Annotated in this window: 23 protein-coding genes; 20 read left to right on the top strand and 3 right to left on the bottom strand. The window is 64.3% G+C overall.

Translation table 11 applies throughout. The features are described 5' to 3' along the window. Positions 1–44 precede the first annotated feature (44 nt). On the bottom strand, positions 45–614 hold the full coding sequence (locus tag BLP96_RS04890; protein ID WP_089683714.1) for a PRC-barrel domain-containing protein: 570 nt from the start codon (positions 612–614) through the stop codon (positions 45–47). Positions 615–810: 196 nt separating this feature from the next. Here BLP96_RS04890 and guaB point away from each other — a divergent pair, with 196 nt between their 5' ends. The 9 genes from guaB (at position 811) to BLP96_RS04840 (ending at position 9,705) form a co-directional block, all read left to right on the top strand. Then, entirely contained in the window at positions 811–2,280 is a 1,470-nt protein-coding gene (gene guaB, locus BLP96_RS04885) for an IMP dehydrogenase (protein WP_089683712.1), read from the top strand. A gap of 242 nt (positions 2,281–2,522) precedes the next feature. After that, complete coding sequence (guaA, locus tag BLP96_RS04880; RefSeq protein WP_089683710.1) at positions 2,523–4,100, top strand: glutamine-hydrolyzing GMP synthase; 1,578 nt, start codon at positions 2,523–2,525, stop codon at positions 4,098–4,100. Between the two features lie 305 nt (positions 4,101–4,405). Next, positions 4,406–5,020 (top strand): LysE family translocator, encoded by a 615-nt coding sequence (locus BLP96_RS04875; RefSeq protein ID WP_089683708.1) that lies wholly within the window; start codon positions 4,406–4,408, stop codon positions 5,018–5,020. Between the two features lie 170 nt (positions 5,021–5,190). Continuing rightward, positions 5,191–5,946, top strand: coding sequence for an alpha/beta hydrolase family protein (locus BLP96_RS04870; RefSeq protein WP_089683706.1), 756 nt, complete (start codon positions 5,191–5,193; stop codon positions 5,944–5,946). Positions 5,947–6,024: 78 nt separating this feature from the next. Further along, on the top strand, positions 6,025–6,804 hold the full coding sequence (locus tag BLP96_RS04865) for a PhzF family phenazine biosynthesis protein (RefSeq protein ID WP_089683704.1): 780 nt from the start codon (positions 6,025–6,027) through the stop codon (positions 6,802–6,804). 12 nt (positions 6,805–6,816) lie between these two features. Beyond that, positions 6,817–7,332, top strand: a complete 516-nt coding sequence (locus BLP96_RS04860) for a GNAT family N-acetyltransferase (RefSeq protein WP_089683702.1) — start codon at positions 6,817–6,819, stop codon at positions 7,330–7,332. A gap of 382 nt (positions 7,333–7,714) precedes the next feature. Continuing rightward, the gene (locus tag BLP96_RS04850) at positions 7,715–8,239 is read left to right on the top strand and encodes a helix-turn-helix transcriptional regulator (RefSeq protein ID WP_089683698.1); all 525 of its coding nucleotides are present in this window, start codon (positions 7,715–7,717) and stop codon (positions 8,237–8,239) included. 117 nt (positions 8,240–8,356) lie between these two features. Then, positions 8,357–8,821: a YchJ family protein gene (locus BLP96_RS04845; RefSeq protein ID WP_089683696.1), complete on the top strand. Its 465-nt coding sequence runs from the start codon at positions 8,357–8,359 to the stop codon at positions 8,819–8,821. Positions 8,822–8,871: 50 nt separating this feature from the next. Next, positions 8,872–9,705, top strand: coding sequence for a CPBP family intramembrane glutamic endopeptidase (locus BLP96_RS04840; protein ID WP_089683695.1), 834 nt, complete (start codon positions 8,872–8,874; stop codon positions 9,703–9,705). A gap of 99 nt (positions 9,706–9,804) precedes the next feature. On the opposite strand, the gene BLP96_RS20090 is transcribed toward BLP96_RS04840, so the two are convergent. Then, positions 9,805–9,969 (bottom strand): hypothetical protein, encoded by a 165-nt coding sequence (locus tag BLP96_RS20090; protein WP_176761463.1) that lies wholly within the window; start codon positions 9,967–9,969, stop codon positions 9,805–9,807. Positions 9,970–10,317: 348 nt separating this feature from the next. Here BLP96_RS20090 and BLP96_RS04835 point away from each other — a divergent pair, with 348 nt between their 5' ends. The 5 genes from BLP96_RS04835 to BLP96_RS04815 all read left to right on the top strand — a co-directional run bounded on the left by BLP96_RS04835 (position 10,318) and on the right by BLP96_RS04815 (position 15,007). Next, positions 10,318–11,142 carry a MipA/OmpV family protein gene (locus BLP96_RS04835; RefSeq protein WP_089683693.1) on the top strand — a complete coding sequence of 275 codons (825 nt, stop codon included), beginning with the start codon at positions 10,318–10,320 and terminating at the stop codon, positions 11,140–11,142. A gap of 14 nt (positions 11,143–11,156) precedes the next feature. Continuing rightward, on the top strand, positions 11,157–11,828 hold the full coding sequence (locus BLP96_RS04830) for a response regulator transcription factor (RefSeq protein ID WP_245682165.1): 672 nt from the start codon (positions 11,157–11,159) through the stop codon (positions 11,826–11,828). Positions 11,829–11,883: 55 nt separating this feature from the next. Then, positions 11,884–13,038: an alpha/beta hydrolase gene (locus BLP96_RS04825; protein WP_089683689.1), complete on the top strand. Its 1,155-nt coding sequence runs from the start codon at positions 11,884–11,886 to the stop codon at positions 13,036–13,038. 164 nt (positions 13,039–13,202) lie between these two features. Next, complete coding sequence (locus BLP96_RS04820; protein ID WP_089683687.1) at positions 13,203–14,612, top strand: sensor histidine kinase; 1,410 nt, start codon at positions 13,203–13,205, stop codon at positions 14,610–14,612. Continuing rightward, the gene (locus BLP96_RS04815; protein WP_089683685.1) at positions 14,600–15,007 is read left to right on the top strand and encodes a Rid family hydrolase; all 408 of its coding nucleotides are present in this window, start codon (positions 14,600–14,602) and stop codon (positions 15,005–15,007) included. Before BLP96_RS04820 ends, BLP96_RS04815 begins: the two co-directional genes overlap by 13 nt. 17 nt (positions 15,008–15,024) lie before the next feature. Here the strand turns inward: BLP96_RS04815 and ptsJ are convergent, their stop codons facing one another. Then, positions 15,025–16,329, bottom strand: coding sequence for a MocR-like B6 salvage transcription factor PtsJ (gene ptsJ / locus BLP96_RS04810; protein WP_089683684.1), 1,305 nt, complete (start codon positions 16,327–16,329; stop codon positions 15,025–15,027). A gap of 98 nt (positions 16,330–16,427) precedes the next feature. On the opposite strand from ptsJ, the gene BLP96_RS04805 reads away from it, so the two are divergent. The 6 genes from BLP96_RS04805 to BLP96_RS04780 all read left to right on the top strand — a co-directional run bounded on the left by BLP96_RS04805 (position 16,428) and on the right by BLP96_RS04780 (position 21,098). Then, positions 16,428–17,213 carry a YggS family pyridoxal phosphate-dependent enzyme gene (locus BLP96_RS04805; RefSeq protein WP_089683681.1) on the top strand — a complete coding sequence of 262 codons (786 nt, stop codon included), beginning with the start codon at positions 16,428–16,430 and terminating at the stop codon, positions 17,211–17,213. Between the two features lie 36 nt (positions 17,214–17,249). Continuing rightward, positions 17,250–18,005 (top strand): glutamine amidotransferase, encoded by a 756-nt coding sequence (locus tag BLP96_RS04800; protein ID WP_089683680.1) that lies wholly within the window; start codon positions 17,250–17,252, stop codon positions 18,003–18,005. Between the two features lie 18 nt (positions 18,006–18,023). Beyond that, a complete protein-coding gene (locus tag BLP96_RS04795; protein ID WP_089683678.1) occupies positions 18,024–18,254 on the top strand; it encodes a hypothetical protein in 231 nt (76 codons plus the stop codon). Beyond that, the gene (locus BLP96_RS04790) at positions 18,251–19,495 is read left to right on the top strand and encodes an aspartate aminotransferase family protein (RefSeq protein WP_089683676.1); all 1,245 of its coding nucleotides are present in this window, start codon (positions 18,251–18,253) and stop codon (positions 19,493–19,495) included. Before BLP96_RS04795 ends, BLP96_RS04790 begins: the two co-directional genes overlap by 4 nt. A 117-nt stretch (positions 19,496–19,612) precedes the next feature. Beyond that, positions 19,613–20,230, top strand: a complete 618-nt coding sequence (locus BLP96_RS04785; protein ID WP_143005072.1) for a hypothetical protein — start codon at positions 19,613–19,615, stop codon at positions 20,228–20,230. A 64-nt stretch (positions 20,231–20,294) separates the two neighbouring features. Next, positions 20,295–21,098, top strand: coding sequence for a DUF4336 domain-containing protein (locus BLP96_RS04780; protein ID WP_245682164.1), 804 nt, complete (start codon positions 20,295–20,297; stop codon positions 21,096–21,098). Positions 21,099–21,130 lie beyond the last annotated feature (32 nt).

Raw genomic sequence — 21,130 nt, 5'->3', positions numbered from 1 at the left:
CGCTGCCGCCGCGCGGGGCGACGGCAGCGTCATCGGCGGCAGGGTCAGTCGTTGCCGGAGACGGCGTCGCGGGCCGACTCCCAGGCGCGCTGGGCGTTCTCCTGGGTGGTCTCCCAGGCACGTTCGGCGCCTTCTTGCGTAGTCTGCCAGGCACTTTGGGCGCCTTCCTGCGTTTGCTGCCAGGTTTCCTGGGCACGCAGCCTGGCATCCGCCCACCAGTCGTCGCTGTAGACCGGGTAACCTTCGAGCTCTTCGGCAGTGGCGTCGAGCATCACGCGGTGCTCGACGTCGTCGTCGTTCTCCGTCTCGGTCAGCAGGCTGAACTGCCCGGCCTCGACGATGATCTCGCGACCGCCGAGGCCCAGCACACTGCCGCTCTCGACCACCAGGGCCGTGACCTGCATGGCCTCGTTGAACACGATGTCTTCTACCTCGCCGATCTGCTCGTCGGGAGACTCGCTCAGGTAGACCTCGGCATCGAGAATGTCGTCGGCCGAGTAGATGCCCTGGGGCTGGTCGGTGGTCTGGGCGTTGGCGCTCAGCGCGAAGCCGCCGGCCAATGCGGCGCCGGCGAGCGTGAAGAGGGCCTTGTTTCGTACAGGGGTCAGATTCATTGGTTCTCTCCTTCGGTACGTGATGGGGCTGAGAGCGAGACTTGCGCTCTTCTCCATGCCCCGCCTCGAGTGCGACAGCCCGAACGCGGCGAGGTTTCCTCGATCTCGGCTCGCCCCGTGACGCGACCGCCGGCTGGGCGTTATAATGGTCGATTAACTTCACCTCCCCCCACCAGCTCACTGGGTGTTGCCGACTATGCTACGTATGGCCCAAGAAGCTCTTACGTTCGATGACGTATTACTCGTCCCCGGCTACTCCGAGGTTCTGCCCAAGGACGTCAGCCTGCGGACCCGCCTCACTCGCGATCTCGCCCTCAACATCCCCCTCGTCTCCGCTGCCATGGATACCGTGACCGAAGCCCGCCTGGCCATCGCCATGGCCCAGGAAGGCGGCATCGGCATCATCCACAAGAACATGACCATCGCCCACCAGGCGGCCGAGGTGCGCAAGGTCAAGAAGCACGAGAGCGTGATCGTCAAGGACCCCGTCACCGTGGGTCCCAAGGCCAAGCTGGAAGACCTGCTGGCGATGGCCAAGGAGTACGGCTTTTCCGGCTTTCCGGTGGTGGAGGGCGAGACGCTCGTCGGCATCGTCACCGAGCGCGACATGCGCTTCCAGCCCAACCACGGCGACAGCGTGGCCGACATCATGACCCCGCGCGAGCGTCTGGTGACGGTGCCCGAGAGCACCGACCTCGAGGTGATCAAGGGCAAGATGCAGGAGCATCGCGTCGAGAAGATGCTGGTGGTGGATGACGCCTTCCACCTGCGCGGCCTGGTCACCTTCCAGGACATCGAGAAGGCGCGCACCTTCCCCTACGCCGCCAAGGACAGCGACGGCCGCCTGCTGGTCGGCGCCGCCGTGGGCACCGGCCCCGAGACGCCGGACCGCATCGCCGCCCTGGCCGAAGCGGGCGTGGACGTGGTGATCGTCGACACCGCCCACGGTCACTCCAAGGGCGTGATCGAACGCGTGCGCTGGGTGAAGGAGCACTTCCCGCAGATCCAGGTGGTGGGCGGCAACATCGCCACGGCGGAAGCGGCCAAGGCCCTGGCGGAAGCCGGTGTCGACGGCGTCAAGGTGGGCATCGGCCCCGGCTCCATCTGCACCACCCGCGTGGTGGCCGGTGTCGGCGTGCCGCAGATCACCGCCGTCTCCAACGTGGCCGCCGCGCTCGAGCCCTACGACATCCCGCTGATCGCCGACGGCGGCATCCGCTTCTCCGGCGATCTGGCCAAGGCCATCGCGGCCGGCGCCAGCGCGGTGATGGTGGGCGGCCTGCTGGCCGGTACCGAGGAGGCCCCCGGCGAGGTGGAGCTCTACCAGGGCCGTACCTACAAGGCGTATCGCGGCATGGGCTCGATGGGCGCCATGTCTCAGAATCAGGGCAGTGCCGATCGCTACTTCCAGGACAAGAATGCCGGCGCCGAGAAACTGGTCCCGGAAGGCATCGAAGGCCGCGTGCCCTACAAGGGCGTGATGGGGGCCATCGTCCATCAACTGATGGGCGGCTTGCGCGCCTCCATGGGCTACACCGGCTGCACCAGCATCCAGGAGATGCGCACCAAGCCGCAGTTCGTGCAGATCACCGGTGCCGGCTTCGCCGAATCCCACGTGCACGACGTGCAGATCACGAAGGAGGCGCCCAACTACCGCGCCGGCTGATGAAGCACTGAATTCATTGCTGCGCTCGATACCCTGGCTGCCGGCGGTACTCGGAATCCTCATTTACCGCCCTGTAAACTCCGGATCCTCCGTTCCGGCGGCAGCCAGCCCCTCATCGCTCGCGACATGACTCAGCGCTTCATCGCAACCCAGCTTGAAGCCGGAAGCTTGAAGCTGGAAGTGGCCGCGCCGCTTCCAGCTTTCGCGTTTCCGGGCCGTTCGCCTCTCAAAGGAAAGGCCAGATGACCGACATTCACGCCCACAAGATCCTGATCCTCGACTTCGGCTCCCAGTACACCCAGTTGATCGCGCGCCGCGTGCGCGAGATCGGCGTCTACTCCGAGGTTCGCGCCTTCGACATCACCGAGGCCGAGATCCGCGAGTACGCCCCCAACGGCATCATTCTCGCCGGCGGGCCGGAATCCGTCACCGAACTCGACTCGCCGCGCGCGCCGGCGTGCGTGTTCGAGATGGGCCTGCCGGTGCTGGGCATCTGCTACGGCATGCAGACCATGGCCGAGCAGCTCGGCGGCGCCGTGGCGGGCTCGCAGCAGCGCGAGTTCGGCTACGCCCAGGTGCGCGTGGATGCCGAGACGGCACTGTTCCGCGACATCAAGGATCACGTCGACCATGAGACCGACAAGGCACTGCTCGACGTGTGGATGAGCCACGGCGACAAGGTCGCCCGGGTACCGGCGGAGTTCACGGTGACCGCCTCCACGCCGAGCTGCCCCATCGCCGCCATGGCCTGGGAGGAGAAGCGCTTCTACGGGGTGCAGTTCCACCCCGAGGTGACCCACACGCGCCAGGGGCAGCGCATTCTCGAGCACTTCGTGCTCGGCATCTGCCAGGCCGAGCGCTGGTGGACCCCCGCGCGGATCATCGAGGACCAGATCGAGCGCGTGCGCGAGCAGGTGGGCGACCGTCACGTGCTGCTGGGTCTTTCCGGCGGCGTGGATTCCTCGGTGGTCGCCGCGCTGCTGCACAAGGCCATCGGCGATCAGCTCACCTGCGTGTTCGTCGACAACGGCCTGCTGCGCAAGAACGAAGGCGAACAGGTGATGGAGACCTTCGCCCGCCACATGGGCGTGCGGGTGATTCGTGTCGACGCCGAAGATCAGTTCCTGTCGCGGCTTGAAGGCGTCAATGATCCCGAGGAGAAGCGCAAGATCATCGGCAACACCTTCATCGACGTCTTCGACAACGAGGCCACGAAGATCGAAGGCGTCGACTTCCTCGCCCAGGGCACCATCTACCCCGACGTGATCGAATCCGCCGCCAGCAAGACGGGCAAGGCCCACGTCATCAAGTCGCACCACAACGTCGGCGGCCTGCCCGAGACCATGAAGCTCAAGCTCGTCGAGCCGCTGCGCGAGCTGTTCAAGGACGAGGTACGCAAGCTCGGCCTCGAGCTCGGCCTGCCCTACGACATGGTCTACCGCCACCCCTTCCCGGGGCCGGGCCTCGGCGTGCGCATCCTCGGTGAAGTGAAGAAGGAGTACGCCGACATCTTGCGCGAGGCCGACGCCATCTTCATCGAGGAGCTGCACAAGGCCGACTGGTACCACAAGACCAGCCAAGCCTTCGCCGTCTTCCTGCCGGTGAAGTCAGTCGGCGTGGTCGGCGACGGCCGCCGCTACGAATGGGTCATCGCTCTGCGCGCCGTGGAGACCATCGACTTCATGACCGCCCGCTGGGCCCACCTGCCCTACGAGCTGCTGGAGAAAGTCTCCAACCGCATCATCAACGAGCTGGAAGGCGTCTCGCGGGTGACCTACGACGTCAGCAGCAAGCCACCCGCGACGATCGAGTGGGAGTGATAGGGCAGGGCTAGCCAGTAAACCTCCAGCGCATCACCCGTCTTATACGAAAGCCTGCCTTGTCGGTGGGCTTTTTCATTGCAAGCTGTTACAGGGATCGTTTTACTTGGACCAAATCGCAAAGTGTGGCAGCGGCCAATAAGGTGGCTGCTGCCTTCCCCACAAGAACCGATCCCGCCATCCGCCCCCCCAACCGACCGATGGCCGTGTTGCTTTTCCATGCGGCGGCAGTGATCCTTTACGGTCATGTTCATTCGCTGATCGTCACGGACATGACCCACTGAACGTCGTATGAGGAACGCGTTATGCCGTTGGAACTCTGGCTCTCCTTCTGCCTGGCTTCGCTGTTGATCATCGTGTCCCCGGGCCCCGCCGTGGCCCTGCTGGTCGCCACCGGGGTCAACCGAGGGCGACGGGCCGCCCTGGCCATGCTTCCCGGCTTCTTCGTGGGCGACCTGCTGGCCATGACCCTGTCGTTCGCCGGGGTGGGCGCACTCCTGATGACCTCCGCCGAACTGTTCCAGATTTTGAAGTGGACCGGGGCCGCCTATCTGCTGTATCTGGGCATCAAGATGTGGCGTGAGGCCGGCCGGCTGGGCGATCTGCAGCCTTCGGGCACGGACATCCGGCTCGGCACGGCCAAGGCGTTTCTCGTCACCGCGCTGAATCCCAAGAGTCTGGCCTTCTTCATGGCCTTCATGCCCCAGTTCGTGGCGCCCAGCCAGCCCCTGTTGCCGCAGTTGGCCATCCTGTTCTCGACCTTCCTGGTCATCGGCGTGCTCAGCGATCTCGCCTACACCTTTTTGGCCACCACCGGCGGCCAGCTGCTGAGCGCTCGGTTTCGCCGCATCCTGCACCGCACCGGCGCCGGCAGCCTGATCGGGGCGAGCGCCCTGGTCGCCGCCATGCGTCGTCCCTGAGGGGCAAGGACTATAGATCGCTGCACATGTGCCACCAGCGATATAGGCGATGCCGTACAGTGAGTTGATCGTCGACCGGAGATTTCAGAGCCTCGTTCGGTCTACTGTAGAACGTAAGGGTAGGTGTTGGCCTATATGGACCTAGCGTTGATCAAGGAGAGAGAACGCGTATGCCACTGCAAATCGTCCGGCGCCTGATACCGGAGTGGGGCACCACCTATGGACCTCCCGGTGAAGGGCCTTTCCCCGCCGTCATGGTGCTGCACGGCTCGGAAGGGGCCTGGTCGGGGTGGAGTCACCGCAACGCAGCGATTCTTGCTGCCCATGGCTTTTTGGCCTTTCCTTTCGGTTACTCCAGCGGCGGCAATGCCTGGAATGCTGGGCACATCGTCGACTGTCCACTTGATCGCAGCGTAGAAGCGCTGGCAGCACTGCGTGAGTTCCCCTTCGTTGGGCCTCGTGTTGGCCTGTACGGCGTTTCGCGTGGCGCCGAGCATGCTCTGCTGCTGGCATCGCTGATGGCTAAAGAGGGCGCCGAGAGGCTGCCTGAGGCCATTGCCGCTCATAGTCCACCGGATGTCGTCTGCGGCGCTTTCGATGCGCGCAGCTTTCGCGATTCGGGTGATCCAGGCTGGCAAGCCTGGGATGTCGGCAAACGCGCCTGGTCATGGAGAGGTTCCCAAGAAGGACTGCTGCCCACCACGCCAATCGAGGTGGAACGCTATGGTGGACCACTGTTCCTTTCCCACGGCACCAGTGATCGCATGTGGTCGGTGGAGATGACGAGGCGACTGGAGAAGCGGCTCCAGGCCCACGGGCGGCAGCCGGAGGTCCATTACTACGAAGGCGAGGATCATCTGCCAGGAAGCGAGGGCGAGAATCGTCACCACGAGTTGCTGCTCGATTTCTTCGGGCGTCACCTGTAGACCGCCTCCGTGAACGATCACCACGATGATGCTGCCCGCTGGTTGGGTAGTGTCTCCAACATAGGCTTCAAGGATTCCATGGAAATCGATCTCTACCAGGTGGACGCCTTCGCGCGTCGTCCCTTCGAGGGCAATCCCGCGGCGGTATGCCCGCTGACCGAGTGGCTGGACGATGCCACCCTGCAGGCCATTGCGGCGGAGAACAACCTGTCCGAGACCGCCTTCTTCGTGCGCGAGGGAGCGGGGTATCGCTTGCGCTGGTTCACGCCGGTGGCTGAGGTCGACCTGTGCGGGCACGCCACCCTGGCAAGCGCCTGGGTGATCTTCAACGAACTGGGCGAGGCGGGCGAGACGCTGCGTTTCGCCACCCGCAGCGGCGAGCTACGGGTCAGCCGCACGGAGGAAGGCTTGGCGATGGATTTTCCCGCCAAGCGGCCCGAGCCGATGGCAGATCCCGAGCCGGTGCTGGCTGCTCTGGGGTTGGCGCAAGGCGATGTCGTGATGACCGACGACATTCTCGTCGCGGTGGAGGACGAGACCACGATCGCGTCGTTGGTGCCGGACATGGCCAAGTTGGCGACGTTGCCGGGGCGCGGTGTAGCGGTCTCGGCACCGGGGCGGGACTTCGACTTCGTCTCGCGCTGGTTCGGGCCCAAGGTCGGCGTCGAGGAGGACCCCGTGACGGGCTCGGCTCATACTTCGCTGGTGCCGTACTGGGCCGGGCGGCTGGGCAAGACGAAGCTGACGGCCCGGCAAGGGGGCGCCCGCCAGGGGCAATTGACCTGCGAATGGGTGGGTGACCGGGTCATCCTCATCGGACAGGTGGCTCCCTATCTGCGAGGAACGATTCGGCTCTGAGGAGCGCTGCCCATGGCGACACCGCAACCCACTCTCCGCCCAGAAACGCCCGGCGACGGCGAGGCCATCGAGACCGTTACCGTGGCGGCCTTCCGCGAGGCGCCGCACAGCGATCATGCCGAACAGCATATCGTGCGGGCGCTGCGCGAGGCGGGCGCGCTGGCCGTGTCGCTGGTCGCCGAGTGCGATGGCGCGGTGGTGGGCCACGTGGCGGCCTCGAAGGTGTCGATTTCGGACGGCTCCCCAGACTGGTTCGGGCTGGGGCCGGTATCGGTACTGCCGGCGTGGCAGGGCAGGGGCATCGGTTCGGCGCTGGTTGAGGCGTGCCTGGCACGCCTGCGGGAGCGTGGCGCCCGGGGCTGCGTGGTGCTGGGTGAGCCGAGCTACTACTCGCGCTTCGGTTTTCGAGTGGTGCCGGGGCTCATCCTGCCCGGGGTGTCGCAGGAATACTTCATGGCCCTCGCTTGGGGCGACGACTTCCCCCAGGGCGAAGTCGCCTACCATCCGGCCTTTGCGGCCACGGCCTGATGATTGGTTCTGATCCGACATCAGGGGCAGCCCCTTATTTCTCTCGGGATGATATGGCGCATAAGGTTGTCAATTGACAACCTTCCGGATTGCACCCTATGCTGGCGTCAGGAGCTTGGATGACACGTTCTCGCCATAGCAAGAAGGAAGTCGAAGCAGCTTTGGTGTATGCCGAGGCGCACGGTTGGCGGGTTGAGCCGGCGTCCGGACATGCTTGGGGGCGTTTGTACTGCCCCTATAACGACACGGAATGCCGCTGTGGCGAGTTCTGTATCGTGAGCGTATGGAGCACGCCGAAGAACCCAGCCAACCATGCCAGGCAGCTGCGTCGTGTCGTCGACAACTGTACGGGTGGCCCATCCTCCGAGGAGGACGACGAACCATGACCCTTTACGACTTTACCCTGAAATTTGCCGTTCCTGATGCGCTCGATATGGAGGCGCTGGAATCCTGCCTCTTTGAGGCGGGTTGTGACGATGCGCTGGTTGGGCTCGGGCAGAAAGGCCGTCTGGCTCTGGAGTTTTCACGTGAAGCGGCTTCGGCCCACGAGGCGATCTCCAGTGCCATGGCGGATGTGAAGCGTGCCATACCAGAGGCTCGCCTGATCGAAGCCGGCCCCGACCTGGTAGGGATGACGGATATCGCAGAGCTGTTTGCGTTCAGCCGCCAGAATATGCGCAAGTTGCTGCAGTCACACCTGGCGACCTTTCCGTTGCCGCTGCATGAGGGCCGCGCCGCACTCTGGCACCTGGCCGAGGTGCTGGAGTGGTTCAATACCCACCAGCACAAAGCTGTCGATGAGGCCCTGCGTGAGGTGGCCCGAGTTAGCATGCAGGCCAACGTCGCTCGCGAAACCCATCGCCTGCCACCAGAGGAGATCCAGCGCTTCGACACGTTGGCCTCGTGACCGCTGTCTTATTGTGCTTGGCCTGCTGCCTCTCGCTTCCTTCATTGCCGGTGAGCCGGCCTGCTCGTGCGGCAACGAAAACCCAGTACGGATGGAACACAGAAGGTTACGCCTTGCATGACACACTCCGACCGCACCGCTTGCCCCTGCGGCAACGGTAGTTCGCTCGCTGGCTGCTGCGGGCGTTATCACGCCGGCGAGCCGGCGCCGACCCCCGAGGCGCTGATGCGCTCGCGCTACAGCGCCTTCGTGCTCGAGCTTGCCGATTACCTGCTGGCGACCTGGCACCCGAGCACCCGGCCTTCGAGCCTGGAACTGGACGACTCTGCGACCGTCTGGAAGCGTCTCGAGGTGCTCGAAAGCGGCGAGGATGACGAGCGGGGATGGGTGCATTTCCGTGCGACATTCCTGGAGGGGCGGCGCTGGTCGGTGCTGGAGGAGTCGTCGCGCTTCGTGCGCGAGGCGGGGCGCTGGTTCTACCTCGATGGCAACCCCGCCGTCCATCGGCTCAAGCCCGGCCGCAACGCGCCCTGCCCGTGCGGCAGCGGCCGCAAACTCAAGGCCTGCTGCGGGCTGGCTTGATCGGTGCAGCCATCTGCTCGCTCGAGCATGGATGACGGCAGGGAGGCCGGATGCTCGCCTTTGGTATCGCTTACTCTCTCATCCTGGTTCTGTTCGGCCTATGTGCCGAGCCGCGTTGGCGTCATGGCGGGGCGCTGGGCGTGCTGCTGCTGGCGGGGCTGGTCGGCTATGCGACTGGGTCGTTCGTGCTGCTGGCGCTGGGCTATGTGGCACTCACTGCCTGGATGCAGGGGCAGCGGCTGCCGCCCTTGGCGCAGGCCGCGCGGGTCGTCGTCTGGCTGGTAGCCAGCACGGCCCTGGTGCTGCACGCCTTCCCCGGCCATGAAGGGCTGATCATGGCGGAGCAAGCCGTGTTGAAAGAGGGTAGCGTGCCCTTCAGCCTCTATTTCAACCACGACAAGGTGCTGGTGGCCTGGGCGCTGCTCGGCTGGGTGCCGCTGTTCGGGCGTAGCCAGGCGCCGCGCGGGGGGCTGCCGCCCTGGGCGTTGCCCCTGTGCATCGCGGTCGGGGTGAGTCTGCTGATGGCGCTGGCCGCGGCACTGGGGTTGGTCGACTGGCGGCCGGGCTTGTCCACCGGCTTTTGGGTCTTCGCGGTCGCCAACCTGCTCAATACCTGCCTGGCCGAGGAGCTGCTGTTCCGCGGCCTGCTGCAGCGCTGGCTCACGGCCCGTTGGGGCGCCGTCGTGGCTCTGGCGGTGGCCAGTGCGCTGTTCGGCATCGCCCATTTCCCGGGTGGCGTCGCCTTCGTGCTGGTCGCCACCGGCGCCGGCCTGCTCTACGGGCTGGTCTATCTGTGGACGGGGCGGTTGGTCTGGGCGGTGCTGGTGCACTGGGGCCTCAACCTCACCCACCTGCTGCTGTTCACCTATCCCATGAGTGTCTGAGGTGCAGGGCGTCATCGCCTACGTGCACCTGCTGCGAGAGGGACAGGGAGGGTGAGAGACTCACCGCTTCACTCCGGAGCATACTCGAAGCGCAGCGGATCAGCCTCGGGGCTGACGCCGACGTTGCCGGCTCAACGGCGCGACAAGGCGTTGCGAGATCCACCGCCAGGCACCGCCCAATAGCTTGGCAAAGAATCCGGCACGCAACCGGGCATTGCGCTGCTCGATTTCACGCATTTTCGGATCCGGGTTATGGAAGGCCATGACTGTCACCTCGGCGCTGCGGTAAGCACACTGGAGGCATATCACGGGGCCGCAGCGCTGTCGAGTGAACCCGGGTATGGGATGCTCAGGCAGGCCCCATCAAGCCGAAACGGAACGCATCAGGGCTGGGATTTGGGTGCCGACGGCGACGGGCGTGCCGTCGGTGTCTTCTTGCGGCAGCGGGCGCAAGTGCAAGGCTTGCTGCGGCCTGGCTTGACTGGCAAACGGCCCGTTTCGGGTCGAGCCGGGCCAAGCGCGGTGCGAAGCGCTCTAGGGTTTCGGTAAGTTCTCGGTAAGTGAACGGCTGCGAGAGTGATCGCTCCTTCCACCTACCGTGAGGAGTTGACCATGCCGCTACCGCATCCGTCGACCTCGACAGCTCTGGGTTCTGCCCTGCGTATGGTCGCCATTTCCATGATGGGCGCTGGACTCTGCGCGTCTTTCACGGCCGTGGCCGATGAGCCGGCTGACGACGGGACGTCGCCCACGTCCTGGGCGCTGGGTCTCGGCGTAGTGAGTGCCCAGAAGCCCTACACCGATATCGATCGGGACAACATGCCGATCCCCTTGCTTCAGGTCGAGAACCGATACGTGCACCTCTTCGGCCCCCGAGTCGAGTTCAAGCTTCCGGGGCTCGATATCGACGATTCCCAGGCGCTCGACTTCGCCGTCGTCGCCAAGTACGACGGTAGCGGCTACGAGGACGACGATGCTCCGATTCTCGACGGCATGAGCGAGCGCGAGGGCGGCATCTGGGCGGGGGCCAAGATGGCGTGGAGCAGCGATCTGTTCGATGTCAGCGCCGAATGGCTGGCGGATGCCTCTGGCAACAGCGACGGCCAGCGTGTCGATCTCGGCCTGGAGAGAACGTGGCAGGTCGGCAATCATGTTCTGATCACCCCGCACCTGGGGGCGAGCTGGCAGGACGAGAACACCATCGATTACTATTTCGGTGTGCGTGACGATGAGGTTCGCATCGGCCGTCCCGCCTATGCTGGGGAATCCGGGGTCAATGTCGAGCTGGGCGTGCGCGGCGTCTACCGGTTCGATGCCCACCATTCCGTGCTGATGAATGTCGAAGTCGAAAGCTTGGCGGACGAGATCCAGGACAGTCCGCTGGTGGATCGCTCGACCGTCAACAGCGTGTCCATTGGCTATCTCTACCGCTTCTGATGAGCCGAATACTGTTGATCGAGGACCACGACCGTCTGGCCCGGCTGATGCGCCAGGGGCTGGTGGCCGCCGGTATTGCCGTCGATGTGGCCGACCGCATCGACGCCGCATGGGCGGCCATTCAGCAGATGCCCTACCAGGCACTGGTTCTCGATAGGGGCCTGCCGGACGGAGATGGCCTCATCCTGCTGCACAAGCTGCGCAGCGCCGGCCTGGGTGTGCCGTGTCTCGTGCTGACGGCGCGCGATGCGTTGCATGACCGCGTGGAAGGCCTCGAGGCCGGTGCCGATGACTATCTGCCCAAGCCGTTCGCCATGGACGAGATGGTGGCGCGCGTCCGGGCACTGCTGCGCCGGCCCGTGGCGTTCCACTCGCAGGATCCCAGTCATGGCGATCTCACCCTGCGGCCCGAAGCCGGGTGTCTATACAGCGGCGATGAAAGCGTCACCCTCGCCCCGGCGGAGCGGCACATCATGCAACTGCTCCTGCAAAAGCCTGGAGAGGTCGTGCGACGCAGCGCACTGGAGGCGGCTGCCTGGGGGCTGAGCGAGGCGGTCACGCCGAATGCGCTGGACGTGGCCCTGCATCGTTTGCGCCGCAAGTTGCTTGCTATCGGTTCGCGCCAGCGGATCGTCAACGTCAGGGGGATGGGCTATGCGCTGCGGGAAGACGATGCCGCTGAATAGCGTCAGCTTGAGAGTGCTGCTTGCTGGATGACAAGCACACCTTGATGGAGGGGTCATGCTTAGCCGCCTTTGCTTACTGCTTGTTTCTCTCGTGGGGCTGGTATCCTGCGCCTTGCCGCCGGACTCCCCACTTTTCCAGCCTTCAGATAGCCTGCCTGCCTACGATCAGGACAGCTTCGATCAGTATGTGAGTGCGAATCGCGCCTGGATTGCCGATAATCGTGTCTTCCTTAGTGACGACCGAAACGTCGAAATACAGCTCAACACGCCGTTCGAACTTCGCCCCGACAAACCGGCCAAGCGAGGCATTCTGTTCGTTCATGGACTGGGCGCGAGTCCCTGGTATTTCAGCGATATTGCCACTGCCATGGCGAATGACGGCTGGCTGGTCCGCTCGATCCTGCTTCCCGGGCACGGCAGCCGTCCTGCCGATCTGATGCTGCCCGACTTTGATGATTGGGAAAACATCGTCGCTCATCATGCCGGCCTGCTGTCAGCCGAAGTCGAGGAACTTTGGCTTGGCGGCTTCTCGACCGGCGCAAACCTGGTGACTTCCCATGCGCTAACGGACGAGGATGTCGCCGGGCTGCTGCTGTTCTCCCCGGGGCTTCATCCCGATAATGGCTACCTGTTTCTCGCCCCGATCATTTCCCATTTGTGGGATTGGGTCGATATCGATGACGAAGACAATATCGCCACTTACCAGTCTCTTCCAACGCACGGGGCAGCTCTTTATTACCGCTCGGTCGGTGTCGTACAGAAAAAACTCGAGGCCACGCGCTTTGATAAACCCGTCCTGATCACCATGAGCCAGCATGATAGCGTCCTCGATCCCAACGCGACGCTCGATGCCTTTCAAACCCGCTTTCCCAATCAGCAGTCACGCTTCGTCTGGTACGGCGATACTCCGCAGGAACTTGACGATCCTCGCGTCACCGCCCTTGCCAGTCGTCTGCCCGACCGACGCATCAGCACCTTTTCGCACATGAGTGTGTTATTTGCGCCCGAGAATACTTATTACGGTGAAGAGGGTAGCTACCTCATGCTGGAAAACGGCCAAAACGACCTTTCCCCTCCCGATGATCTCGACAACCTGTGGTTTGGAGCATGGGGCCATGTCGTAGCGGGAAAATACCATGCCCGGCTGACCTGGAATCCTCATTTTCTCGATCTCCTCGACAGCATCCGCGAGGTCACCGGTGACGGATAGCCGCTGTGTCAGACGAATAGTGGGCCGCTGACAGCGGAAACTGGGGCAACAGGAGTGGCACCGATGGATGAAGCATACGCGAGCAAGAGAGCGAGCAGCTTCTGGGAGGAATGCGGCCGACGGCATCGACAGCGTGCAGGATGCGACGGCTTGGAGGCTGGGGTATGCGCTTCGTGAAGACGATGCCGCTCAATAGCCTGAGCCTGAAGGTTCTGCTGGCCTATGCGGCGGGCATGCTGCTCAGCATTACGCTGCTCGTGATCGCTGCGGTCGTTTTGCTGCAGAGCGACATGCTGGCCAGGATGGACTTGGCCGATGCGGCCCGGGGGCTGGCGAACGATATCGAATTCGACGGCAGTGGCGAGCCCGTAGGCTTCGATTCGCGCCGGCTGGACGAACTCGGCTGGCTGTTCGAAGGCCCGCAGAGCGAAACGGCGTATCGGATTCTGGACGAAACCGGGAACGTGGCCGTCGTCTCCAGTGCGGGAGAGACGTTCTGGCCGAGCGATGGCGACCTGCCTCCATTGGCACCGGGCAACTTCACCTTCGAGCACGAGGGCAAAGCGTTTTTCGGCGCGGCGGAGCCCCTCGAGCACGATGGGCGGACGTGGTACCTGCAGTTCGCGGCCAGCGCCAGGTTCGTGGATCTCCTCCACAAGGTTGCCTTTCCGCTCGTGGTTGCCGGCGTGGCGGTGTTCGGCGTCGTTCTGTTCATCGCCTTCGGTTTTTGCGCCTACATTACCCTGCGCTACACGCTCAAGCCGCTGCGCGACGTGTCGGAGTCCGCCGCCGCCATCTCGCCGCGCTCCATCGACGCCCGGCTGCAGACGAGCGCGGTTCCTGCGGAGATCGCTCCTCTCGTGGATAGCTTCAATTGCGCCCTGGAGCGTCTTGAACGAGGCTACCGTGTGCAGCAGGAGTTCCTCGGCACGGCGGCCCACGAGCTCAAGACGCCGCTAGCGCTGATCCGGGCTCAGATCGAGCTGATAGAGGGTGGCAAGAAAGATCGCGCTGCGCTGTTGAACGATGTTGAATACATGACCCGTCAGGTGCAGCAGTTGCTGCTCCTGGCGGAAACGAGCGAAGTGCACAACTACCACTTCGCCGGCGTGCCGATGCAGGAGGTTGCCTGTGAGGTCGTCTCCTTTCTGGAGCATATGGCGGAAAGTGCCGGCGTGCGTCTGGAAGTGCGAGCCGTCGGTGACGTGACCTGGCGGGCGGACCGTGCGGCTTGTTTCACCTTGCTGAAGAATCTGCTCGAGAATGCCATTCAGCATGCCCCGGCGCAGACGACGGTTCGCGTCGAGATTCAGGGCGACACGCTCACCGTGCGGGACAGAGGCCCCGGCGTCGATGAGGAACAGCTGCCCCGGCTGTCCGAGCGTTTCTGGCGTGCCGCGCATCGGCGCGACCACGGAGCGGGGCTGGGTTTGGCAATCTGCCAGGAGATTGCCTTGGCGCACGGCTGGCGCCTGACGGCCGAGCGAGCGGAGCCGGGCTTGCGGCTCCGACTGTCGAACGAGGAGAGGAAGTCTCCCGCTACGCTTGCAAGGAGGCAGACATGCATGAAGTAAGACGTGAGTCCCGGAATCCGCCCTACCTGCCCGACACCCTGGTCGATGGTCATAGCCAGGCCGTGCTGGTGCAAGGGGACAGCCGGGTACTGATTTCCGGCCAGGTCGGGGTCGATGCCGAAGGCCGTCTGGCTGGCCCGGACCTAGCCGAGCAGACCGAGGCGGCGCTGGACAACATCGAACGGTTGCTGTCGAGCCTGGGTGGCGATCTCTTGCGGGTGGTGATGCTGAGAATCTATGTGGCCGAATTCGCACGCTATGAGCAGCAGGCGGTGGTGGAGGCGCTGCGGCAACGCTTCCCCGTCGCTCCACCGGCCGCCACCTGGCTGATCGTGTTCGGCCTTTCCGATCCGGAGTGGCTGATCGCCATCGAAGCCGAGGCGGTATTGCCATAGCCTTTCGCGTCGACGGCTCATTCGCCGTCACGGATGCTATCCCGCAGGTCCGTGGCCAGCTGCCCCGCGTGTGACTCATCGAGTTCCGATACCGTGATCCGCAGTCCATGCACGGACTCGCCGACGCTGAATGTTTCGCCTCCGCGAACGAGCCAGCCCCGCTTGGCCAGGGCGAAGACGAAAGGGTGACTGTCCTGCTCTAGCGGTATCCACAGGTTCAGGCCGTCGGCGGGCGTGGTGGCGGCAATGCCCCGCTCGGCCAGGGCGGTCGCCAGGTAGTGGCGCCGTCGAGCGTAATCCTCGCGTGCCAGGGCGATTTGCGATGCCACGGCCTCGGTGGTCAGGCAGGCATGGGCGATGTCCTGCAGCAGGTGGCTGACCCAGGTCGATCCCGGAGCGAGACGCAAGCGCAGGCGCTGAGCCGTCTGCAGGTCGCTGGCGACGAAAGCGATGCGAAGATCCGGCCCCAGGGACTTGGAGAGCGAGCGGATCAGCGCCCAGCGCGGTGCCGATTCGGGAATCACCGAGTGATAGCTCGCGCTCGCGAGTGGGGCAAAGTGATCGTCCACGACGATCAGCACGTGGGGGTAACGCTCTAGAACCCGTCTCAATGCCTGGGCGCGCGGGGCGCTCAGGCTGCATCCCGTCGGGTTGTGCGCTCGCGGTGTCAGGATGATCGCCTGCGCGCCGCCGGCCAGGGCGCGCTCCAGGGCGTCGTCATTCATGCCCTCATGGTCGACCGGTACCCCGATCGGCTCCAGCCCTGCTACGCGCAGCAGGTTGAGGCTGCCCAGAAAACAGGGGTTCTCCACGACTACCCGATCGCCGGCCACGAGGTGTGCAGCCAGGAGGCGTTCGATGGCATCCACGGCGCCGTGGGCGAGTTCGATCTCGTACTTGTCGGGGACCTCCCCCGCGAACCATTGGCGGGCATGGTCGACGAGGCCCGGATTGACGGTAGCCTCGCCATACAGCCGCGGTCGGTAGTGCATTCGGGCCACTGCCTCGGTCGGATCCGGCAGCCAGTCGGGGTTGGGGTTGCCGCTCGCGACGTCGTGGAGCGGCGTGTCGTGCGCGGTGCCTTCCTGTTCGCCCAGCCTGGGCTGCTCGCGAATGACCGTACCCAGGCGGCCTCGCGTGACGGTGATCCCGGCGGCGACCAGCCGCTTGTAGGCAGCCGCCACCGTGTTGCGGTTGACGTCCAGCCGGATGGCCAGGTCGCGCACGGGCGGCAGCGACTGCCCCGGTTGCAGTTGGCCCGATTGAGCCAGCAGACGAACGCTGTCGAAGATTTCGGCGGCGGATGTTCCGGTGATTTGCATTTTGTCCTATGACATATTTAAATCTGACATAGTCAGATTCTAGAGGGCCGCCACGAGCCCGTACAGCCTCGCTTTGATCTGCCTGGGAGGGCCTGGTCTTGAGTGCGTCTTTCCCCCATGGCGTCGATGATCCGTCGCCTTATCCGCAAGCCAGAACGGTCGAGGACTTCACCCGTAATCTGGCAAGCGTCCGTGAGCGCATCGCTGATGCCAGCCGACGCGTCGGTCGTGATCCTGCCGAGGTGCGTTTGCTGCCGATCAGCAAGACCGTGGACGAGGCACGAATCCGGCTCTCCGTCGCGGCGGGATGCCGGGAGCTGGGCGAGAACAAGGTGCAGGAGGCGTATCGCAAGTGGGAGGCGTTATCCGACCTGGAGGGTTTGCGATGGTCTCTCGTCGGCCACCTTCAGACCAACAAGGCCAAGCTGGTGGCACGCTTCGCTTCGGAGTTCCAGGCCCTCGACAGCCTGCGTGTGGCCGAGGCGCTGGACCGGCGCCTGCAGGCACTGGGGCGTGGTCTCGACGTCTTCGTCCAGGTCAACACCTCGGGGGAGTCGAGCAAGTACGGTCTGGCGCCGGATGCGGTCGAGGCTTTCGTGCGTCGCTTGCCGGCGTACTCCTCCCTGCGCGTGCGTGGCCTGATGACGCTGGCCCTGCTGTCGTCGGACCAGTCTCGAGTACGGCAGTGCTTCGTTCGGCTCAGGGAACTGCGGGACCGGATTCGGCAGGCGCTGCCCGAAGGCGACAGAGTGGCCGAGCTGTCCATGGGCATGTCCGGCGACTTCGAGACCGCCATTGAGGAGGGCGCCACGGTCGTGCGCGTGGGGCAAGCCATCTATGGCGCCCGACGCCTGCCCGACAGCCATTTCTGGCCCTCTACATGAGTCATCTCTTTTCATTCCCGGCTAAGAGTATCCAGCATGAAGACAGCGTTAGCACTCCGTCACATCCACTTCGAGGATCTCGGCACCTTGGAGCCCGTGCTGCTCGAGCGCGGCTATGCGGTGAAATACCTCGATCCTACCTGCGATGACCTCGGTGGCAGCGAGGTGCAAGGGGCCGATCTGCTCATCGTGCTGGGCGGTCCCATCGGAGCCTGCGATGACGCGCGCTACCCCTTCCTCGCGCGGGAGCTGAACGTCGTGCGCCAGCGCTTGGCTTCCGGTAGGCCTCTGCTCGGCATCTGCCTGGGAGCCCAACTGATCGCGCGGGCACGCGGGGCGACGGTGTCGCCCCTGAGCGTCAAGGAGATCGGCTTTGCCCCTCTTACCCTGACGCCCGAGGGCGAGGACTCCGTGCTGGCCCCGCTCGGCGAAACGCCGGTGCTGCATTGGCACGGTGACCAGTTCGAAATGCCGGAGGGCGCGGCCCGGCTGGCCAGCACCGCTATCGGCCGCAATCAGGCCTTTTCGATCGGGCACAACGTTCTGGGGCTGCAATTCCACCTGGAAGCCGACGTGAACGGGATCGAACGCTGGCTGGTGGGGCACGCTTGCGAACTGGAAGGGGCCGGCATCGACCCACACACGCTGCGCGATGAGGCGAAGCAACTGGACGAGCGGCTGACGACGGCGTCTCGGACGGTTTTCTCGGCGTGGCTGGATGGCCTGGTTGAGGAGGACATCTCCGTTGCTGCGGATACCGGAGGAGCCGTGGCCCATGCCCCGGCTCGCTAAGAAGAAGGAGCTTTGATCATGTCGATGTATCGCCTCGTCGTTCGGCGGCACGGTCGCCTGCTGGGTCATTTCGATACGGACGTGCCCGGCGCACTTGCCGTGGTCCAGGAGATCGCCGAGTTGCTCGCCGGTGGCGAGAGTATCGAACTGTCGCTACAGGCTGCCGAGGACGAGCGGCGCTGGTTGGAAACGGGGCCCGATGGCATGCGCGTCATCGGCAGGGAACCCATCTTCAGGACGCTATCATGAGCTTGCCCGTAGACCCCGACGTGGAATATTGCGACTCACTACGGGGCGCTGAGCCTTCGCCCCACCTGATGCAGGCCTATGCACGCGAGCCCGTCGTCTTCGAACAGGGGAAGGGAGCCTACCTCTGGGATGCTGAGGGAGAGGCGTACCTGGATGCAATCGCTGGGGTGGCCGTCACGAAACTGGGACACGCACATCCGGAAATTGCAGAGGCCATCGCCGATCAGGCCAAGCGTCTGATACATACGTCCAATCTCTACAGCATCGAGTGGCAGGAGCGCCTGGGGCAACGCTTGTGCGCGCTCTCCGGCATGCAGCGTGCCTTCTTCTGTAACTCGGGTGCCGAAGCCAACGAGACGGCGCTGAAGTTGGCGCGCTTGCATGGGTACCGCAGAGGCGTGGTGTCACCCAAGGTGCTGGTCATGGAGAACAGCTTCCATGGCCGCACCCTCGCAACCTTGGCCGCTACCGGCAATCCTGCGGTGCAGCGGGGCTTCGCGCCCCTGGTGCCAGGGTTCGTGCGCGTGCCATACGACGACATCGAGGCGCTGCAACAGGCTGCGCAAGAGACCCGCGGCATCGTGGCGATTCTACTCGAGTCCGTGCAGGGCGAAGGGGGCGTACGGGTCGCTTCGACGGAATATCTTCGCGACCTACGGCGGCTGTGCCAGGAGAACGACTGGCTGCTCATGATGGACGAAGTGCAGGCGGGGCTTGGCCGTACCGGTGCCTGGTTCGGCTATCAGCATGCGGATGTGCTGCCGGATGTCGTGACGGTGGCGAAAGGGTTGGGCAATGGCGTTCCGATCGGGGCATGTCTGGCGCAGGGCCAAGCGGCAGAGCTGTTCGTGCCGGGCAATCATGGCTCGACGTTCGGCGGCAATCCTTTGGCATGCCGGGTGGGCTGTGCAGTGCTCGATATCATCGAGCGTGAACGGCTGGTACCTCATGCGGCAGCAATGGGGCGGCGGCTGCTTGGGTCACTGCGGGAAGGCCTGGCCGATCAGCCGGCCGTCGTCGCCATTCGGGGACACGGCCTGATGGTGGGCATCGTGCTGGATCGCTCCTGCACTGAATTGGTCACCCAGGCGTTGACGGATCAGCGGTTGTTGATCAGCGTCACCCGAGATAAAACCATTCGGCTGCTGCCGGCGCTGATCTGCACGCAGGCCGAGATCGATGACATCGCTGGTCGTGTCGTGCGCCTGGTGCGTGGTTTCCTCCGCGTAGCGCCGGCGTAGTCCAGGCGGCCTGCTCCGATTCAGGGGCAGGGTAGACGCTCCCTTGGCGTTAGCTCAGACAGCCTGTCGATCCGGCGCGAAGGGATTGAGCATTCATCCGATGGATAAGAAATCGACATGCGAGTTCGCGACAATACCGTCGACTGGTCCTATCCGCCACCGCGTCGCGGTTGGCGTGGCTGGTGGGACAGACTCGTGGGGCCCGGTGCCACGCCGGCGGAGCAGGGGGTGACGCTTGCTGCGGGCGGGGTCGGCGCCCTTGGGGTGGTTTTCCACGCGGCATGGCATCAGTTGCCATGGGCTTGGTGGGAATACGCGATTGCGTTCGTGATCGCTCTCGATATCGTTGGCGGGGTCTTCGCCAATGCCACTTCGAGCGCCAAGCGCTGGCATCATCGTGCCGGTCAGAGCGGCCGGCAGCACTTCGGTTTCCTGGCCTTGCATGGCGTGCATATCATGTTGGTGGCCAGCCTGTTCGGTGACTCGCCCGTGACGTATGGCGCCGTGTCATACGGCTATCTACTTCTGGCGGGGATCGCCATTTTGACGGTGCCTTTGCGCTTACAGCGTCCTACGGGGCAGCTGGCTGCCTGTGGAGGGATCTTCCTGGCCGTTTGGGGGCTACCCGAGATACCCGGTTGGGAGTGGTTCCTTCCGGTACTGGTGATCAAGTTGATCACTGGACACGCCACTCTGGAAACGCCTTTCGTGACGCAATCCGGCTTGCGTCGTTAGGTCGCGTTCGTCGAGTCAGCGGTGTCTCTCATGGGGGCCATGCGGCGGGGCTTGCCGATACGGAATGGTTTCCAGCGAGGCCCACATTTCTGCCACGCTTCTGGATCGTGAGGAAGAGATGTCTCAACCTTCCCGGCTGGAACGGGTCGATGCCGATATATGGATAGCGGAAGGGCCCGTCGTCAGTTTCTATGGTTTTCCCTATCCCACCCGCAGTGTGATCGTCCGCTTGCCGAATGGCGCCTTATGGGTGTGGTCGCCCATTCCCTTGGACGACGCACTGATGACCGAGGTGTCAGGGATAGGGCCTGTGGCACATCTAATCAGCCCCAATAAGCTTCATCATCTAGGCCTGGCGGATTGGCGGGCGGCGTTTCCGGCGGCTCGATTGTGGGGCTTGCCATCGACGGTTCGGAAGCGCCGGGATTTGCGCTTCGATGGCGTTCTGGAAGACACGCCACCGGATGCCTGGCAAGGCACCCTCGAACACGTGATGTTTCGCGGTTCCCCGTTACTCGACGAGATGATGTTCTTCCATCGGCCGTCGCGTACCGTCCTGTTGGCCGATTTGAGTGAGGCCCTGAGCCGTGAATTCCTGGTACGCCACTGGGCGCCATGGCAGCGGTTCATTGCCCGCCTGTGGAGCATTACCGAGGCGTCGCCAAAGGCCCCACTCGAGGTTCGGTTGTCCACCATCCGCCGGCGCGCCGCGCGTGCGGCCATCCAGCGCCTGCTCGCTTTCGATCCCGAGAACGTCATCATGGCTCACGGTGCGTGGCAACGGCACCATGGCCGGGTTTTTCTGGAGCGAACTTTCTCGTGGCTGTCACCACAATTGCCCACTGCGTCGACTGAGGGAAATCAATGAGGAGTGTTGAAACATGTGCATGAGCACGTCGC

Origin of the sequence: Billgrantia gudaonensis (assembly GCF_900100195.1) — a bacterium.
Lineage (GTDB): Bacteria > Pseudomonadota > Gammaproteobacteria > Pseudomonadales > Halomonadaceae > Halomonas > Halomonas gudaonensis.
Note: the sequence above shows the minus strand (reverse complement) of the source record. Positions and strands in the feature narration are given on the sequence as shown.

Bases quoted from the DNA above. Each gene is read 5' to 3' on its own strand.
- BLP96_RS04890 (WP_089683714.1), bottom strand. From the start codon at position 614: ATGAATCTGACCCCTGTACGAAACAAGGCCCTCTTCACGCTCGCCGGC.
- guaB (WP_089683712.1), top strand. From the start codon at position 811: ATGCTACGTATGGCCCAAGAAGCTCTTACGTTCGATGACGTATTACTC.
- guaA (WP_089683710.1), top strand. From the start codon at position 2,523: ATGACCGACATTCACGCCCACAAGATCCTGATCCTCGACTTCGGCTCC.
- BLP96_RS04875 (WP_089683708.1), top strand. From the start codon at position 4,406: ATGCCGTTGGAACTCTGGCTCTCCTTCTGCCTGGCTTCGCTGTTGATC.
- BLP96_RS04870 (WP_089683706.1), top strand. From the start codon at position 5,191: ATGCCACTGCAAATCGTCCGGCGCCTGATACCGGAGTGGGGCACCACC.
- BLP96_RS04865 (WP_089683704.1), top strand. From the start codon at position 6,025: ATGGAAATCGATCTCTACCAGGTGGACGCCTTCGCGCGTCGTCCCTTC.
- BLP96_RS04860 (WP_089683702.1), top strand. From the start codon at position 6,817: ATGGCGACACCGCAACCCACTCTCCGCCCAGAAACGCCCGGCGACGGC.
- BLP96_RS04850 (WP_089683698.1), top strand. From the start codon at position 7,715: ATGACCCTTTACGACTTTACCCTGAAATTTGCCGTTCCTGATGCGCTC.
- BLP96_RS04845 (WP_089683696.1), top strand. From the start codon at position 8,357: ATGACACACTCCGACCGCACCGCTTGCCCCTGCGGCAACGGTAGTTCG.
- BLP96_RS04840 (WP_089683695.1), top strand. From the start codon at position 8,872: ATGCTCGCCTTTGGTATCGCTTACTCTCTCATCCTGGTTCTGTTCGGC.
- BLP96_RS20090 (WP_176761463.1), bottom strand. From the start codon at position 9,969: ATGGCCTTCCATAACCCGGATCCGAAAATGCGTGAAATCGAGCAGCGC.
- BLP96_RS04835 (WP_089683693.1), top strand. From the start codon at position 10,318: ATGCCGCTACCGCATCCGTCGACCTCGACAGCTCTGGGTTCTGCCCTG.
- BLP96_RS04825 (WP_089683689.1), top strand. From the start codon at position 11,884: ATGCTTAGCCGCCTTTGCTTACTGCTTGTTTCTCTCGTGGGGCTGGTA.
- BLP96_RS04820 (WP_089683687.1), top strand. From the start codon at position 13,203: ATGCGCTTCGTGAAGACGATGCCGCTCAATAGCCTGAGCCTGAAGGTT.
- BLP96_RS04815 (WP_089683685.1), top strand. From the start codon at position 14,600: ATGCATGAAGTAAGACGTGAGTCCCGGAATCCGCCCTACCTGCCCGAC.
- ptsJ (WP_089683684.1), bottom strand. From the start codon at position 16,329: ATGCAAATCACCGGAACATCCGCCGCCGAAATCTTCGACAGCGTTCGT.
- BLP96_RS04800 (WP_089683680.1), top strand. From the start codon at position 17,250: ATGAAGACAGCGTTAGCACTCCGTCACATCCACTTCGAGGATCTCGGC.
- BLP96_RS04795 (WP_089683678.1), top strand. From the start codon at position 18,024: ATGTCGATGTATCGCCTCGTCGTTCGGCGGCACGGTCGCCTGCTGGGT.
- BLP96_RS04790 (WP_089683676.1), top strand. From the start codon at position 18,251: ATGAGCTTGCCCGTAGACCCCGACGTGGAATATTGCGACTCACTACGG.
- BLP96_RS04785 (WP_143005072.1), top strand. From the start codon at position 19,613: ATGCGAGTTCGCGACAATACCGTCGACTGGTCCTATCCGCCACCGCGT.
- BLP96_RS04780 (WP_245682164.1), top strand. From the start codon at position 20,295: ATGGTTTCCAGCGAGGCCCACATTTCTGCCACGCTTCTGGATCGTGAG.